Raw genomic sequence first — 16041 nt, forward strand, 5'->3', positions numbered from 1 at the left:
CGTAACGACATCGGCGGCGAGGGCGACCGAGTGGTGTGCGCACCGCTGATCAGCCCGAAGCCCCACCACCCGCCGGCGCGCGGGCCGGTTGCTACGGGTCCCCGCGTCTCCGGCGGGCGCCCCTCCCCCGTGCCCGCCGGACGTCGAGAGAGCGCTCGCCACGCCGTCGGAGTGCGGTTCAGCGGTTTTTGGTGGGCTGCGCGGGAGCAAAGAAGTCCGTCAGTAGCTGGGTGACCTGTTGGGCCGCGTCGTGATGCACCCAGTGCGATGCATCGGGCAGCCGTTCCACGCGGTCCAAGTGGGGGACGTCGTCGTGCGCGGGGTCGGCGAGGTCGTGGCCAAAGGCAGGAGTCCTTGTCGCCCCAGATGACCAGGGGTGGGTGCGGTGATCGGGTGGATCGCCGCTTCGGCCTTCTTCGGCGACGTCCGCACCGAGGACCGGTAGTAGTTGATCACCCCGGTAGCGGAAGAAGATCGGCGGTCAGGTCGTCGGTGTCGTAGGCCTTGATCGCTTTCGAGGACCGGCGAGCTGCCCACCAGCCATGAGCCCGAAATGATCCTGCGCCCGCTCCCGCACAGCATCATCCCCGAGAGGTGACCCGTGTCGTCCTCACGCGTGGCAGCCTGCGGGGTCCCCGTCACCCATGCTTCAGGAGGTTCATTGTGGCAACGCCGATCGAGCAGCGAACCGATGCCGTCCGCCCGTTCACCGTGGCCATGCCGCGCGAGGCACTGGACGATCTGGGACGTCGCCTCGCCGCGACCCGGTGGCCGAGCAAGGAACTCGTCGAGGACCGCACGCAGGGCGTGCAGCTGGCCACGCTGCAGGCCGTCTGCAGCTACTGGAGCAACGGCTACGACGCCGGCCGGATCGAAACGCGTCTGAACGCGTTGCCGCAGTTCACCACCGAAATCGACGGCGTGACTATCCATTTTGTACACGCCCGATCCCGGCACGAGAACGCGCTGCCGCTGATCATGACCCACGGCTGGCCCGGCTCCGTCATGGAGCTGCTCGACACGATCGGTCCGCTCACCGACCCGACCCGCTACGGCGGCCTCGCCCAGGACGCGTTCCACGTCGTGCTCCCGTCGTTGCCCGGCTACGGCTTCTCCACCGAGCCGGCCGAACTGGGTTGGGACCTCGGCCGCACCGCCCGTGCCTGGGCCGAGCTGATGCGCCGCCTCGGCTACACCCGCTTCGTGGCGCAAGGGGGCGACGTCGGCGCCGGCGTCACCGACGCGATGGGCCGCCAATCACCCGAGGGGCTGGTGGGCATTCACACCAACCTGCTCGTGCCCGCCCTCAACGACCCCGCCGCCCTGCCGGCGACCACCGAGCAGGAACGCGCGGCGCAGGCGGCGATCAAGACGTTCCAGACCAGCGGCAACGGCTACTTCGTCGAGCAATCCACCCGACCCCAGACGATCGGCTACGCACTCCAGGACTCCCCGGCGGCCCTCGCCGCCTGGATGCTCGACCACGACACCGACGCCTACACCAAAATCTCCCGCGCCTTCACCGGCGGCCAGTCGTCAGGCAACCTGACCCCTGACCGGGTGCTGGACAACATCACGCTGTACTGGCTCACCGGAACCGGTACCTCCGCCGCCCGCTCGTACTGGGAGGCCTACGGACCCGACGCACCCGCCGCCCACAACCCACCACCGCCCCCACCGGTCCGCGTCCCCGTCGGCTTCACCACCTTCCCCGGCGAGATCTGGCAAACCCCCCGCAGCTGGGCCGAACAGGCCTACCCCACCCTCACCTACTTCCACCACGCGCAGCGGGGCGGCCACTTCGCCGCGTGGGAGGAACCTGAACTTTTCGCCGCCGAACTGCGGGCCGCCTTCCAACCGCTGCAAACGGACACGATGTCGAATCCTCGGCACTGACCAGCACCGAGCCGGATCGGATTCGGCAAAGTGATCGACCTGAGCGTGAAACGTCGCCTTCTTCCCGGGAGTGCACGCCTCCACGACGCCGCTGACCTCACCGCGATTTCCCCGACGGGCCACGACAATCATGACCATGCCCCTCGGCCTCGGTGACCTCCGCGTGCCACAGTCGGTCGCCGCGCTCGCCGCCGATCCGGCCTGGACAGTGACCTGGAGTGCGACGCTGCACCGGTGGCTCACCGCCGAACGCGAATGCACCGTCCAACGCCGCGGCTACCGAATCGGGCTCACTCCCGTCGACGAGCACCGAGTCGCACTGATCGTGTGGGAAGGCGACCGAGTCGTGCACCACGCCCGCCACACCGAGCAAACCGCGTGCCGAGCCGCGCACGACTTCACCCAGCGTTCCGACTCCACCTGCTAGCGGCGCCGCCGGCAAGCCACTGCACTGCACCCCTCACGACTTCCGGCGCGTGTTGGCTTCCGACGCTGTCAGTGGTACGGCATCAGATCTGCGACGAGGCGAGCCCTCGGCCTCAGAACCGAAGGTCCGAGTCTTCGGTCACCGACCGCAACGCCGTCACCGTGGGGTGCCCCTCAGCCAGCAGACGGGCGTCGCTGCCTGGCGGCAGCGCGCCTTCGACGACCACCGCCGTGAGCCGGACCGTCCCGTCACCGGCGTTCTGTATCCGGCTCCGCACCGCGCCGAACTCGGCCAGGGCGGCTCGCATCGGTGCCCCGGCGTCCGCGCGGTCGGGGACGTTGAGGTTCAGCACCGTCCCGGCCGGCAGGGCGGCGAGCCGGTCGAACAGCGTCGCGGCCACCCCGACCGCGGTGTCCCAATGGTGTTCAGGACCGGAGTCCATTCCCACGTCGAGGGATATCGCCAGGGCGCGGGCCCCGTTGAGCGATGCCGTCAGCGCCGCGCCGACGGTGCCGGAATGAAGTACCGCGCGGCCGACGTTCGCGCCGCGATTCACCCCGGACAGCACCACGTCGGGCGGGTCGCCGAACAATCCCTGCGCCGCCGCCAGCGCGATCAGTCCGGGGTGCGCGGCGACGGCGTGCGCAGGCACCCCTGGCAGGCCTTGCAGCTCGCGGCGCTCGACCGCGATCCGGCCGTCCCCTCCGGTAGCGGACAGGCCCGCGCTGGTGCCACTGGCCTCCTGGGCCGGCGCCGCGACCACCACCGTCCAACCGTGCGCCACCGCGCCACGGGCGAGCGGCGGCAGGCCCGGCGAATCGATGCCGTCGTCGTTCGTGATCAGCGCCCGCATTCGCCGTCACCCCAGGTTTCCCGTCGTACCCGGGTCGCCGGCTCGCGTACCGCGGTGTCCTTGCCCGAACCCAGCTCGTGTCGGGTCACGTCGACAGCTGCGGCCGCTGCGCCAGAGACTCGATCATCCGCGCCCGCCAGACGCCATCTCCACCCGCGGGCACGTGGACATCCGGCACCCCGTCGAGCTCCTCCGCCATCACCGTCAACCGCGGGGACGGCGCAAACACCGCTCGACCCATCGCCATGCCCCTTCTCGTACCCGTTCCCTCCGGATCCATGCCGTCCCGGAGCGTATGCAGCGGCCTACCTTGGCTACGAAGGCGAAATCGCGGTTCAGGCGGCCACTGGGGTGTAGGCGCGGGTGAACAGCGCCTGCGCGAGCCGGAGCACGAGGGACTCGATGAGGTTCGCGCCGAGCTTGGCGATGACGGTGGCGAAGAACTCGGCCATGGTGATCTCCTCGAATTACTGGGTCTGGTGTGCGCACGAAAGCGGCTGCGAGTGAGGAGAAAGCGGCACACGGCTGTCGGTACGGTGAACACGTCGGGAATTGCCGGTGGTCACGCACCCGTCAGGACTCGCTGCGCAATGGCCTGCGTGATGGTGGCCGCTGCGGCGGCGGAGAGCGCCAGCGCCCACTGGTGCGGCAGCAGTGGGCGGCAGCCGAAGAAACCGCTGACCCCGGGAGTCTGGACGATCGCCGCGAGGGCGAGCAGGGAACCGGCACCGGCCGCGATCACCAGCGGGGTGCGGCCGCGCACGGCGATCGTCTGGCCCAGCTGGGCGGCCACCAGCGTCACCAGCCCGGTGGTGCTGGCCTGCAACGGCGTGCCGGCGGGACGCGCGATGAGCCAACCGACCAGTGCGGCGCCGGCGGTGGTTGCCGCGCGGGCGATGAGGTCCTTGGTCAGCACGGTGCCGAGCGAGGCCTCGGGGCCTTCACGCAGGAGGTCATCGGCGCTCACCTGTGGAGGCGGCCGGACGGCGACGGCCATGGCGGGGAGGACGTCGGTCAGCAGGTTGACCAGCAGCAGCTGCCGGGCGTTGAGCGTGTCCCGGGTGCTGAGCAGTCCCGCGCCCAGCGTGAAGGCGACCTCGCCGAGGTTGCCGCCGAGCAGGATGGACAGCGCGTCGCGCACCGACGCCCACATCGCGCGGCCCTCGGCGATGGCGTCGGTGATCGTCTCGATCCGATCGTCGGTGACCACGAGATCGGCGGCTTCGCGGGTGGCAGGGGTCGCGGACGCGCCGAGCGCGATGCCGACGTGCGCCAGCCGGATCGCGGGCACGTCGTTGGCGCCGTCGCCGGTCATCGCGACGACCCGGCCGAGGCCGTTCATCTGCTGCACGATGCGCGCCTTCTGCGCCGGGCTGACGCGGGCGAACACCGCGACGTCGCCGATGCGGGCCGCGAGCTGGTCGTCGTCAGCGGCGTCGACCTCGGCACCGGTCATGACCGCTTCATGGTCGCCGAGGGACAGCTCGGCGGCGATCGCGGCGGCGGTGCTCGAGTGGTCCCCGGTGATCATCACGACCCGCACGCCGGACCGGCCCAGCTCCTCGACGGCGCGCGCGGCGGTGGGCCGCACCGGGTCGGCGAGGACGAGCAGGCCCCGGAAGCTCAGGTCGTGGACCGCGTCCTCGGTCAGCCCGGCCTGCTCGGCGCCGCCGCGGGCCAGCCGGCGCTCGGCGACGGCGAGCACCCGGAAACCCTGACGCGCCAAGCGATCGACGGTGCCGGGCAGTGCGGGGTCCGGCCTGGCGCAGCGGGCGAGCACCGCCTCCGGTGCCCCCTTGATGCTGAGCAGCGGCCCTCCTGGCGTGTCGGCCAGCACCGCGTGGTAGCCGCGGGCCGGTTCGAACGCCAGCTCGGCGAGCCAGGTCAGCTCCCCCGCGCCGCGCGCGGGCTCGATGCCGTGGGCGGTGGCCGCTTCGAGCAGGGCCTGATCCGTGGGGTGCGGTGTGTCGTCCGGCGCGTGCCACGGGCTCGCGCGGACGGCGGCGGCGAGCACGTCGGCCAAGTGCGGTGTCAGCTCGTCCGGTGAGCGTCCGGTGGTCCCGTCGGAGACCTCGCGCAGGCTGATCCGGCCTTCGGTGAGGGTGCCGGTCTTGTCGAAGCACAGCAGGTCCACCCGGCCCAGCGCCTCGATCGTCGAGGGGCTGCGCGCGAGGATCCCCCGGTGTGCCAGGCGCCGGGCCGACGCGAGCTCGGCGACGGTGGCGACGAACGGCAGGCCTTCGGGCACCGCGGCGACCGACAGCCCGACGGCCCGCCCGAGCGCCTGGCTGATCAGGTTGCCGCGAGCGAGGTCGGCCACCAACAGCGCGGCGCCGGCCCCCAGGGTCACCGGCAGCGTGATGCGGGTCAGCTCGGACAGCCGGGCGGCGACTCCGGTCACCGGGGGCGCCGCCCCGTCCAGCTGCGCCGTACGTCCGGCCTCGGTCCGGTCACCCGTGGCGACGACGACCGCCGTGCCGCGCCCGGCGGCGACCACGGTGCCGCGGAAGACCATCGACGAGCGGTCGGCGACGGCGTCCGCTGCCGTGGCGGGCACGCTCTTCGCCACGAGCTGCGACTCACCGGTGAGGCTCGACTCGTCCACCTCGATGCCGTAGGCGTCGAGGAGCCGGCAGTCCGCGGGGACCGCGTCGCCGGGCCGCAGCTCGATCACGTCGCCGGGGACGAGCTGCTCGGCCCGCGCGGTCGTCGCCGTGCCGGCGCGGCGCAGCCGGACCTGCACCGCGCTGGTGTCGAGCAGGTGGTGCAGCTCGCGATCGGCGCCGAGCCGTTGGGCACCGCCGATGAGCGCGTTCAACGCGAGCACACCGATGATCAGCACCGCGTCGGTGATCGAGCCGAGCGTGGCCGACACCCCGGCGCCCGCGGCCAGCGCCGGGGTCAGCGGGCCCGCGAGTTCGTCGGCCGACGCCCGGGCCAGTCCGACCCCCTCGGGCTCGGCCCGGCCTGCGGTGCGGCGGTGCTCCGCCGATTCCGGGGCGAGGCCGGTGTCGCTGGACTTGAGCCGAGCCAGCACGGCCTCGGACGACATCGCGTGCCACGGCGTGCAGTCAAGCGGGATCGGCAACGGCCGCCGCCCGGCTTCCGCGCCCGTCCAGCTTCCGGTGGCCAGAGCCAGCAAGGTCGCGAAATGGACCGGGAACGACCCTCGTGACGCCGCGGCCGACGGCGGACCGAACCCGCCCAGGAGCGAGCCCAGCGCCGACCCGGCGACGGAAAGCGCCGCGCTGTAGCGGCTCGCGCGATGAGCGGGGTCGACCGCGTCCAGCAGGGCGCACGCCTGCGCGAGCCCGGGACACAGAACGTGCGCCGTCCACGGCACGCCCCGATCGGCCCCGGCCACCCCGATGGCCACGTCCGCCCCGGCCAGCCCCGCCGGATCGGCCGACACGACCGCGACGACGTGGTCATCGGCCTGCAGCTTCCGCACCTGCTCGCGCAGCGAGTCCGGGCCCACCTCCACGACCTCGCCCGCCCGCCGGGCCGCCGCGATCACGGCCTCGGCCAACGGATGCGGCTCGTCTTCCAGCTCCGCCCGCGCCACCGTCGTCCCCTCGTGGCGCACGTCGAGACCCCCTGCGCGCTCGCGCACCGTCCATTCCCCCGACCCCTCATCCGGGTGCTGCGGGTCCGGGAGGTCGTAGATCGTGCGCAGCACCTCGGCCCGATCGACGGAGCCCGTGATCGTCACCTCGCCCACCACCCGGTGGCCTGTGCGCAGCAGCGACGTGTCCAGCACAACGCGGTCCACCCGATCCAGGCGTCGCAGTGCGTCCGGTTCCAGCACCAAGCAGCCCGCCGCGGAGGCGTCCGTGCCCACCTGCGCGGCGAACGCCTCCCGGCCGAGCTTCGCCGCGCGCGGCGCGGCGGCGAGCAGCACACCGTTCGCCCGGGCACTGTTGCGGCCGGCCGCGAGCACTCCGGCCGCGCCCACCAGGCCGATCCCCGCCGTTGCGTTCGCGACCCGCTCGACCGGCCCGGCCGGCATCGGCCGCGGCCGCCGCACCGCTTCCACCGGGTCGGAGGAATGCCGCCGCAGCTCGGTTTCCGGCTCCCACCGCTCCCAGGCGTCGCGGCGCGCGGCGACCTCCCTGCGCAAGCACCACCGGTAGACCGCGTCCGTGGCGAGACCGACCGGCCGTCGTGCCAGCGTCTGGCCGACGACGCCGCTGAGCGCGAAGACCGTTTCGGTGGCGGACCGGCCCAGCACGGTCTCCACGCCGGCCCGCAGTGCCGGTGTGGAGTCGACGATCGAGGCGAGCGCGGGCACCAGCGGCGGCAAGGCCTGAGCGGGCAGCAGCCGTCCGAGCGCGGCGTAGGACAGCCCGAGGACGTTGGCTCCGACGGCGACCACCTCGCGCGCCAGCGGTGCCGGGTTGCCCGGGTGCACATCGCTTGTTGCCGCGCGGCCCTCCAGCTGCCAGTCGCGTTCGACCTCGGAGATCACGTCAGCCAGTTGCCGGACGGTGATCGCCTCCGGGTCGTGGTCGACCACGATCCGGCCGAGCATTGCGTTCAGCACGACGTCCCGCACGCCCGCTTGCTCACAGATTCGCCGCACGAGCGCCTGTGCGGCCGCCTCGGCGCCGGGCTCGTGGAGCCCCCGTACCTCCAGATGGGTGTGTTCACCGGACGTCCACGAGCGCCGGCCGGGAACGACCGCGGCGCGCACGACCGCCGCGACCGGCTCAGCCACCGCACGCACCAGGCCGATCGGATCGGGCAGCCGCACGGGCTACTCGCCGCCGTGCGCCGGGCCGCCGCCTGACCGGGCCGACTCCGGGTTGGCCCGGGGCGTGGTCTGGCTCGCGGGCTTCGCCTTTCCTTTGACGGGCTTGGCGGGCTTCGCCGGTGCGGGCGGTTTTTCCTGCGCGGCAGACAGCTTCTCCGGCGCCGCAGACGGTTCTTGACGGGCCGACTCCGGCTCAGCTCGAACCGCCTGCGACGGCTTGCGCTCCGACACCGGGCTGTGCGCGCCGGCGATCTCGGGCTGCCCGGCCGGCGCCGGCCGCTCCCCGAGTACCACCCGCTCCCGCGGGCGCTTCACCGGCTGGTGGGCTCCGGCGACCTCGGGCTGCCCGGCGGTGCGCGCCCGGTCACCGGGCGCCCGCCGCTCTCCGACCGGCGCAGGTCGTGTGGTTGCCCGTGCGGGTTTTCCGCCCCGCGACCCACCAACGCGGCCGGCCACCGTCGTGCCCACGCCGATCGCCACGGCGACCGGCCACTCGATCAGCTCCACCGCGGTCAGCACACCCAACGCACCGAAGTAGATCATCTGCCGAGGCGGAGGCAAGTAAGAACGGGCCGTGTCCAGTGCCGCACTGATCTCGTTTCGCGCCGGCATCTGAACCCGGGGCAGCTGGAAATCGGGCGCGAACGGAAGGCTGATTTTCACCGTCCGGGACTGCGTGTGCTGCCTGCCGGTCTCGCCCGCATTCGTGGCCATGGCTGCTCCTTCGCCGACCCCCAGCGACCGCGCCCATGCTACGAGCCAGGGAACATCGACTGAACCCCGAATGAACCACCCGCCGACGCGACCGATTCAGTGCAGCCCCGAGCGCATGACCATGCCGTCCTACGGAAGCCAGGGCGTTCGATACCGGGGCCGGAGCAAGTCGATCGTTTGTGTGTTCGCGCGCTCCTGCAGCTCACTGGACCGCCTGCACAGCGCTCCCGATGAGCTGCAGCACTTCATCGGGATGCGACACCATCGCCACGTGGTTCGTCGGAACCTCGACGGTCGTGGCCCTCATTCGGGCCGCAAACTGGCGCTGGGCCTCGGGCGGGATCGCCTGGTCACCATCGGCCACCATGAACCACGACGGATGCGAGCGCCAGGCCGGCACGCCCATCACCTCGCCGAGGGCCGACCAGGCCAGCGGCTGCTGTACGGCGTGCATGACCCGCGCCTTCACCGGATCGACGTCGGCCGCGAAGTGGTTCACGAAGTCGTCCTCGGGCAGCCACGCGAACCCCTGCTCGTCGACATCCAGATGCGCGAGCGCCGCACCGAGGGGGCCTTGCTCCAACAGCTTGCCGATCGTCTCACCCTCGTCCAGCCCGAACGCCGCGACGTAGACGAGCCCCACGACGTTCGGTGCGTCCGTCCCCAGCGCCGTGACGATCTGCCCACCGTACGAATGCCCCACCACGAGCGTCGGCCCGTCCTGGCGCGCCAGCACCTCGCGCAGCCGGGCAACGTCGGCAGCCAGCGACGACTCCGGGAACTGCGGCGCCGTGACGCGATAGCCCTCGCCCTGCAACTTCTCGATCACCGCACTCCAGCACGAACCGTCAGCCCACGCGCCGTGGACGAGGACGATGTTCGGTCGGCGAGCCATGGCGAGTACCTCCCCGGACAGCGGTGTAGAGATCCCGCCGTCGAGGCTGTTGCAGGGGCGTCGGCACCTCGTCCCCCGTCGGGGGTGAACTTTCGAATCCGGCCGCGGAAGCGATTTCGCACGCACCCGCGTGACGACCGGAGCGCTCGTCGAGCACGGCTCGTTCGCGCCGCACAGCCGCAGGGAAACGCTCGGCTGAGAGCCCCAACCGAGCGTTTCGCCACCTCTCCGGCGACGCCGAACGAGCCCCTTCGGCAAGGTCAGGACGTGACCGCGCACTGTCCGCGATCGGCCTTCACCGGGCCTTCGCTCGTCGGGCGCACGTCGAAATCGAAGATCTCCGTGGGCACGTAGAGCGTGCAACACGCGTTGGGGATGTCCACGATGCCGCTGATCCGGCCCTCGATGGGCGCCGAACCGAGCAGCAGGTAGGCCTGCTCGCCGGTGAAACCCCACTTCTTGAAGTACTCCACCGCGTTCAGGGCGGCATTGCGGTAGGCCATGGTCGCGTCGAGGTAGAGGTTCTCGTCGGTCTCCCGGTCCACCGAGACGCCGACGAACGACAGGAACTCGGAATACCGCGGTTCGACGTTTCCCGGCATGAACACCGGGTTCGTGGTGATGCCGTACTTCTCCATGCCACCTTTGATGAGGTCGACGTGGAAGTCGATGTACCCGCCCATCTCGATGGCGCCGCAGAAGGTGATCTCGCCGTCGCCCTGGCTGAAGTGCAGATCTCCGCCGGAGAACTTGGCGTCGTCGACGTAGACCGGGTAGAAAACTCGCGATCCCCGGGTGAAGTTCTTGATGTCGTGGTTACCGCCGTTCTCCCGGGCCGGCACCGTGCGGGCGCCCTCGCGGGCGATGCGGTCCGCGGTCGACCCGTCGGCCGTTCCCGCGAGCGACCCGTCGAGCAACGGCGGCAGGCCCAGCGGCGGTACGCGGTCGGGCTCGCGGTCGACCAGCGCCTGCTCCCGGCGGTTCCACCGCTGGAGCAGCTCGGCCGAAGGCGCGGTGCCGAACAGCCCGGGGTGGGTGATCCCGGTGTACCGGATGCCCGGCAGGTGGCGCGACGTGGCCTGCTGACCGTGGAAGTCCCAGATCGCCTTGTAGGCATCGGGGAAGTAGTCGGTCAGGAACCCGCCGCCGTTGGCCTTGGCGAACACCCCGGTGTAGCCCCAGCCCTGCCCCGGCGCGTCGCCGGTCTCCTGCGGAACCGGGCCGATGTCGAGGATGTCGACGACGAGCAGGTCGCCGGGCTGCGCGCCCTCGACGCCGATGGGGCCGCTGAGCATGTGGCAGCGGTTCAGGTCAACGTCGCGCACGTCGTTGGCCGAGTCGTTGTTGCCGAGCTGGGCGTCGGTCCACTCCCGGCACTCCACCCGGAACTCCTGCCCGGGACGGACCATCGCGGCGACCGGCACGTCCGGGTGCCACCGGTTGTGGCCCGGCACCGCCTGGTCGCGCATGGATTTCGTCTGGTCGACACTGAACACTACTTCTGGCATGCGAATCCTCCTCTGTGTGCGGGCCCTTGATCCGATTCGCCCGCCGTTCTCGGGCCAGTACCTGTGCACCTCCTGGTCGTATTCGGCTACGTTCGGCACAAAAATCGACGCCTCAATCCACGAAAACCCGAGTTCGCCGACGATATGAAGTTCTGCAAAAAAAGACCTTCACTGTCCAGCGATCCGTACCCACGCCCAGGGCAGCATCGACGACTCCGGCCGGCGCTGATCGGCACTGCGGTTGCCGTCGCCACATCGGCTGCGTGCGGGCACTTTCCGTGACGGACCGGCCGGACTCACGAGGACGATCGGCCACTCCCGAGACCAGGACGGCAGACGCCGGACGCCGTATCTCGACCGGGATCGCGCCGTACGCAGCGTATTCGCACGTCGCGCGGGGATGTCAAGAGCAACGAAAAACCATGCTCCGGCTTGACTTGAGGTATATCGTTTCGTTATCTTTCCTCGTCCTGCACCGGCTGCCCGTTACGGGCGCCGTGGCAATGCTGATCAAGAAATCGGTGGAGCGTCGTGGAAGCGAAATCCGGCGACGACGGCTCGATGGAGTTCGTCGTCCTCACCGCGTGGGAATGCGCCAGCTGCGAGGTCGCCGGGCGGACTCCGCCAGGGATGGCGGTCGAGTGCTGGAGTTGCGGCGGCTCGGTCGTGATCACCGCACGGCCCAGCATCCGCCGCTTGGCCGGGTAGCCGCACGCGCCCCACCTGCGGATTCCTCCGCGACCCGCGCAACCCTCTCCGCCATCCGAGGACCCGAGTTGACGGGCCTTCCGCAGCGTCTTACGGTGCCGAAAGGCAGAGTTCACTTTCTGTAGCTCAAAGCCGTCCGGATCCACAGTCAAGCGGGCTGGGAGGGCGCGCATGACGACCTACGAGCGACGAGATGTGCGGCCAGGGATCGCGGTGCTGGCCGAGCGCCTGCGGGCGGCACTGGGTCCTGATTCGGTCATCGACGATCACCAGCGGCTGCGCACCTACGAGTGCGACGGCCTCGCACACTACAAGGTCACTCCCGCGCTCGCCGTGCTCGCCCGGGACACGGCCGCCGTCGTGGAGACCGTGCGCGCCTGCGCCGAGGCCGAGGTGCCGTTCGTCGCGCGCGGGTCCGGAACGGGCCTCTCCGGTGGCGCGCTGCCGCGCGCCGACGGGGTCCTCATCGTCACCTCGCGGATGCGGCACATCATCGAGATCGACCGGGAGAACCAGCGTGCGGTGGTGGAGCCGGGGGTGATCAACCTCGACGTCTCCCGGGCCGCGAAACCCGAGGGCTACTACTACGCACCGGATCCCTCGAGCCAGCAGGTGTGCTCGATCGGCGGCAACGTCGCGGAGAACTCGGGTGGCGCGCACTGCCTGAAGTACGGCTTCACCACCAACCACGTCACCGGCATCACCTTCGTGACCGCCGACGGCGAAGCCGTGCAGCTCGGCGGCAAGGCGCCGGATCCGACCGGGTACGATCTGCTCGGGGCCATCGTGGGTTCGGAAGGCACGCTCGGCATCGCCACCGAGGTGACGGTGCGGCTCACCCGGCTGCCGGAAGCGGTCCGCACGTTGCTCGCGGCCTTCCCGAGCACGGACGACGCGGGCGCGGCGGTTTCCGAGGTCATCGGCGCCGGAGTCGTGCCGGCGGCGATCGAGATGATGGACGCGCTGGCGATCGAGGCGGCCGAAGCGGCGGTGCACTGTGACTACCCCGGTGGTGCGGGTGCGGTGCTGATCGTGGAGCTGGACGGACCGGCCGACGAGGTCGAGCGCCAGTTCGAGGAGGTCGAGCGGCACTGCCGCACGCACCGGGCGTTCGAGATCCGCATCGCGAAGGACGACGTGGAGCGTGCGTTGTTCTGGAAAGGGCGCAAGTCGGCGTTCGCCGCGGTCGGGCGGATCAGTCCCGACTACATCGTCCAGGACGGTGTCATCCCGCGCACCGCGTTGCCCGAGGTGCTGCACCGGATGGCGGAGCTCTCGCGCAGCAGCGGCGTCCGGGTCGCCAACGTCTTCCACGCCGGGGACGGCAACCTGCACCCGCTGGTGCTGTTCGACGACGCGGTACCCGGCGAAGCCGAGCGCGCCGAGGAGGTCTCGGGGGCGATCCTCGACCTCTGCATCGAGTACGGCGGATCGATCACCGGCGAGCACGGCGTCGGGTCGGACAAGGCGAAGTTCATGCCGCGGATGTTCACCGAGGCCGACCTCGACACGATGCAGCTGGTGCGCTGCGCGTTCGATCCCGCCGGGCTGGCCAATCCCGGCAAGGTGTTCCCGACACCGCGCCTGTGCGGTGAGGTGCCAGGCCGGCACAAGGGCGCCCATCCCTTGCAGGAAGCCGGAATCGCCGAGGTCTTCTGATGAGCAGGCCTGAGCCGGCGGTGCTGGACGCGCTGTGCGAAGCGACCGCGAAACACGCCCGGCCCGCGGAGGCGGGTGACGAGGTCGACGGCCTCGCGCCGGCGTTCGTCGCGGCGCCGGGCAGCACCGCGGAGGCTGCGGACGTCATGCGGATCGCCGCTGACCACGGGCTCGCCGTCGTCGTCCGGGGCTCGGGGACGAAACTCGGCTGGGGGCAGCGGCCCGCCGAGGCCGACTTGGTCGTGGACACCGGCCGCCTGGACCGCGTCGTCGAGCACCGCGCCGGCGACCTCGTCGTTCACGTGGACGCGGGCCTGCGCCTCGCGACGCTGCAGGACCGCCTCTCCCCCGCGGGTCAGCGGCTGGCAGCGGATCCCGTGGTGCCGCCTGGCACGGCCGACGCCGGAACGGTCGGCGGGCTCGTCGCGACCGCCGCCTCCGGCCCGCTGCGCTTCTCCCACGGCGCGGTGCGCGACCTGCTCATCGGCATCACGGTCGTCCGCGCCGACGGCGTGGTGACGAAGGCCGGCGGAAAGGTCGTGAAGAACGTCGCGGGTTACGACCTGGGCAAGTTGTTCGCCGGTTCCTGGGGAACGCTCGGCCTGGTCACCGAGGCGGTGTTCCGGCTGCACCCGCGACCGGCGCTGGCCCGCTGGGTCGTGGTGCCCGTGGACTCGACTGGCGTCGCGTACGAGCGGCTGCGGCGGGTGCTGCACGCGCAGCTCGTGCCGAACGCCGTCGAACTCGACCGCCCGGCCGGCGCGACGGGGACGCTCGCGGTGCTCGTCGAGGGCGTTGCGCAGGGAGTCGCCGACCGGGTCGAGAAGTTCCTCGAACTGCTCGGGGACGGCGCCGAACCGTGCGACGCCGCACCGGAGTGGTGGGGCCGAGCCCCCTGGCAGCGAGGCGACGTGGCCCTGCGCCTCACCCACCGGATCACGGGCCTGCCGGCCCTGCTGAACGCGCTCGACGAGCAGGCGCGGTGCCACGGTCTGCCGGTCGCGGTTCGTGGTTCGGCCGGGGTCGGTCTCCTGTACGCCGCGGTGCCGGGCACCACCGACCCGGCCGTGATCGCCGAGCTGGTCGAGGGCTTGCGCGACCGGTCGGCCGGCTGGGGCGGGGACGTCGTCGTGCTGGACGCTCCGCCTGCGGTCAAGGCGGCGCTCGACCCGTGGGGGCCGGTGCGGGGGTTGACCCTGATGCGCCGGGTGAAGGACCAGTTCGACCCCGAGCACCGGCTCGCTCCCGGTCGCTTCGCCGGAGGGATCTAGATGACCGAGCCTGCCTTCGATGACCACCACCCGCCGTCGGCGGAGCTCGTCGGTGACTGCGTGCACTGCGGGTTCTGCCTGCCGACCTGCCCCACGTACACGTTGTGGGGCGAGGAGATGGACTCTCCGCGCGGGCGGATCTACCTGATGGAAATGGGCCTCGGCGGCGAGCCGATGACACCGGAGATGGTGCAGCACTTCGACGCCTGCCTCGGGTGCATGGCCTGCGTGACCGCGTGCCCGTCCGGGGTGCAGTACGACAAGCTCATCGAAGCCACCCGTGCGCAGGTGGAGCGGCGCCACCACCGCCCCGCCCGCGACCGGCTGATGCGCCGCGCGATCTTCAGCGTCTTCCCCTACGCCAAGCGGCTGCACGCCCTGCGTGGTCCCCTTCGGGCCTATCAGGCCACCGGCCTCAGCCGCTGGATGCGGCGCGGCAGTCTGCTACGCAGGGCTTTCCCGGCGCTGGCGGCGCTGGAATCGCTGGCACCGGAGCTCGAGCCGTTCGAGCAGGTGCCGGAACGGTCGTCGGCCCAGGGCACGAAGCGGGGCACTGTCGGTTTGCTCCTGGGCTGCGTGCAGCGGGAGTTCTTCCCCGGCGTCAACGCGGCGACCGCCCGCGTGCTGACCGCCGAAGGATTCGACGTGATCGCGCCCGCCGGGCAGGGGTGCTGCGGTGCGCTGAGTGTCCACAACGGTCGTGAGCAAGAGGCGCAATCCTTCGCCCGCAAGCTGATCGACACCTTCGAGGCGGCCGGGGTCGAGCAGGTCGTGGTCAACGCCGCCGGCTGCGGTTCGGCGATGAAGGAGTACGCGGACCTGCTCGCCGACGATCCCGCCTACGCCGAGCGCGCGCGAGGATTCGCCGAAGCGGTCCGCGACATCACGGAATTCCTCGTGGAGCGGGGAACGGTGGCCGCCCGCCACCCGCTGCCGGTCATGATCGCCTACCACGACGCCTGCCACCTCGCGCACGCGCAGGCGATCCGCACGCAGCCACGCGCGCTCTTGCGGGACATCCCGGAGCTTCTGGTGCGGGAGATCGCCGAAGCCGAATTGTGCTGCGGTTCCGCGGGGATCTACAACATCCTGCAGCCCGAGGCCGCGGGGGAACTCGGGGAACGCAAGGCGCGCAACGTTCTCGCCACCGGCGCACCCCTGCTGGTGACGGCCAACCCGGGCTGCCTGATGCAGCTGGCCGCGTCCGCCGAGCGGTTGGGCGCGCAGCTGAAGGTCGCCCACACCGTCGAGGTCCTCGACGCGTCGATCCGTGGCCTGGCAGCGGACGCTGTCGGGAGGTCCCGCTCCGGGGCGTAAGCCGGCAAACCCAGGTTGTCGTCCTCAGGCGGTGAGGTGG

12 protein-coding genes are annotated in these 16041 nt (G+C 71.4%); 6 read left to right on the plus strand and 6 right to left on the minus strand.

From position 1 onward, the window contains the following. The first annotated feature begins 663 nt into the window (after positions 1-663). Both ACWEOE_RS26835 and ACWEOE_RS26840 read left to right on the plus strand, forming a co-directional pair. Positions 664-1896 carry an epoxide hydrolase family protein gene (locus ACWEOE_RS26835; protein ID WP_452013768.1) on the plus strand — a complete coding sequence of 411 codons (1233 nt, stop codon included), beginning with the start codon at positions 664-666 and terminating at the stop codon, positions 1894-1896. A 136-nt stretch (positions 1897-2032) separates the two neighbouring features. Further along, positions 2033-2323: a hypothetical protein gene (locus ACWEOE_RS26840; RefSeq protein ID WP_452013770.1), complete on the plus strand. Its 291-nt coding sequence runs from the start codon at positions 2033-2035 to the stop codon at positions 2321-2323. 112 nt (positions 2324-2435) lie between these two features. Here the strand turns inward: ACWEOE_RS26840 and surE are convergent, their stop codons facing one another. The 6 genes from surE to fmdA all read right to left on the minus strand — a co-directional run bounded on the left by surE (position 2436) and on the right by fmdA (position 11046). Continuing rightward, positions 2436-3176: a 5'/3'-nucleotidase SurE gene (gene surE, locus ACWEOE_RS26845; RefSeq protein ID WP_452013772.1), complete on the minus strand. Its 741-nt coding sequence runs from the start codon at positions 3174-3176 to the stop codon at positions 2436-2438. An 85-nt stretch (positions 3177-3261) separates the two neighbouring features. Beyond that, a complete protein-coding gene (locus ACWEOE_RS26850) occupies positions 3262-3423 on the minus strand; it encodes a hypothetical protein (RefSeq protein ID WP_452013774.1) in 162 nt (53 codons plus the stop codon). Between the two features lie 315 nt (positions 3424-3738). Further along, positions 3739-7893, minus strand: a complete 4155-nt coding sequence (locus ACWEOE_RS26855; RefSeq protein WP_452013776.1) for an HAD-IC family P-type ATPase — start codon at positions 7891-7893, stop codon at positions 3739-3741. Between the two features lie 39 nt (positions 7894-7932). After that, complete coding sequence (locus tag ACWEOE_RS26860) at positions 7933-8643, minus strand: hypothetical protein (protein ID WP_452013778.1); 711 nt, start codon at positions 8641-8643, stop codon at positions 7933-7935. Positions 8644-8845: 202 nt separating this feature from the next. Continuing rightward, positions 8846-9538 carry an alpha/beta fold hydrolase gene (locus ACWEOE_RS26865; RefSeq protein ID WP_452013780.1) on the minus strand — a complete coding sequence of 231 codons (693 nt, stop codon included), beginning with the start codon at positions 9536-9538 and terminating at the stop codon, positions 8846-8848. A gap of 260 nt (positions 9539-9798) precedes the next feature. Continuing rightward, positions 9799-11046 (minus strand): formamidase, encoded by a 1248-nt coding sequence (gene fmdA, locus ACWEOE_RS26870; protein ID WP_452013782.1) that lies wholly within the window; start codon positions 11044-11046, stop codon positions 9799-9801. Between the two features lie 531 nt (positions 11047-11577). Here fmdA and ACWEOE_RS26875 point away from each other — a divergent pair. From ACWEOE_RS26875 to ACWEOE_RS26890, 4 genes are all read left to right on the plus strand, one after another. Beyond that, positions 11578-11754 carry a hypothetical protein gene (locus ACWEOE_RS26875; RefSeq protein WP_452013784.1) on the plus strand — a complete coding sequence of 59 codons (177 nt, stop codon included), beginning with the start codon at positions 11578-11580 and terminating at the stop codon, positions 11752-11754. Positions 11755-11925: 171 nt separating this feature from the next. After that, complete coding sequence (locus ACWEOE_RS26880) at positions 11926-13413, plus strand: FAD-linked oxidase C-terminal domain-containing protein (protein WP_452013786.1); 1488 nt, start codon at positions 11926-11928, stop codon at positions 13411-13413. Then, the gene (locus ACWEOE_RS26885) at positions 13413-14684 is read left to right on the plus strand and encodes an FAD-binding oxidoreductase (RefSeq protein ID WP_452013788.1); all 1272 of its coding nucleotides are present in this window, start codon (positions 13413-13415) and stop codon (positions 14682-14684) included. Before ACWEOE_RS26880 ends, ACWEOE_RS26885 begins: the two co-directional genes overlap by 1 nt. Then, complete coding sequence (locus ACWEOE_RS26890; protein ID WP_452013790.1) at positions 14685-16001, plus strand: (Fe-S)-binding protein; 1317 nt, start codon at positions 14685-14687, stop codon at positions 15999-16001. It begins immediately after the preceding gene. The last annotated feature ends 40 nt before the right edge of the window (positions 16002-16041 follow it).

Source organism: Amycolatopsis sp. NPDC004368, assembly GCF_053602515.1.

Coding starts and splice junctions, on each gene's coding strand:
- surE (WP_452013772.1), bottom strand. CDS start 3,176: ATGCGGGCGCTGATCACGAACGACGACGGCATCGATTCGCCGGGCCTG.
- fmdA (WP_452013782.1), bottom strand. CDS start 11,046: ATGCCAGAAGTAGTGTTCAGTGTCGACCAGACGAAATCCATGCGCGAC.
- ACWEOE_RS26850 (WP_452013774.1), bottom strand. CDS start 3,423: ATGGCGATGGGTCGAGCGGTGTTTGCGCCGTCCCCGCGGTTGACGGTG.
- ACWEOE_RS26865 (WP_452013780.1), bottom strand. CDS start 9,538: ATGGCTCGCCGACCGAACATCGTCCTCGTCCACGGCGCGTGGGCTGAC.
- ACWEOE_RS26890 (WP_452013790.1), top strand. CDS start 14,685: ATGACCGAGCCTGCCTTCGATGACCACCACCCGCCGTCGGCGGAGCTC.
- ACWEOE_RS26885 (WP_452013788.1), top strand. CDS start 13,413: ATGAGCAGGCCTGAGCCGGCGGTGCTGGACGCGCTGTGCGAAGCGACC.
- ACWEOE_RS26840 (WP_452013770.1), top strand. CDS start 2,033: ATGCCCCTCGGCCTCGGTGACCTCCGCGTGCCACAGTCGGTCGCCGCG.
- ACWEOE_RS26880 (WP_452013786.1), top strand. CDS start 11,926: ATGACGACCTACGAGCGACGAGATGTGCGGCCAGGGATCGCGGTGCTG.
- ACWEOE_RS26860 (WP_452013778.1), bottom strand. CDS start 8,643: ATGGCCACGAATGCGGGCGAGACCGGCAGGCAGCACACGCAGTCCCGG.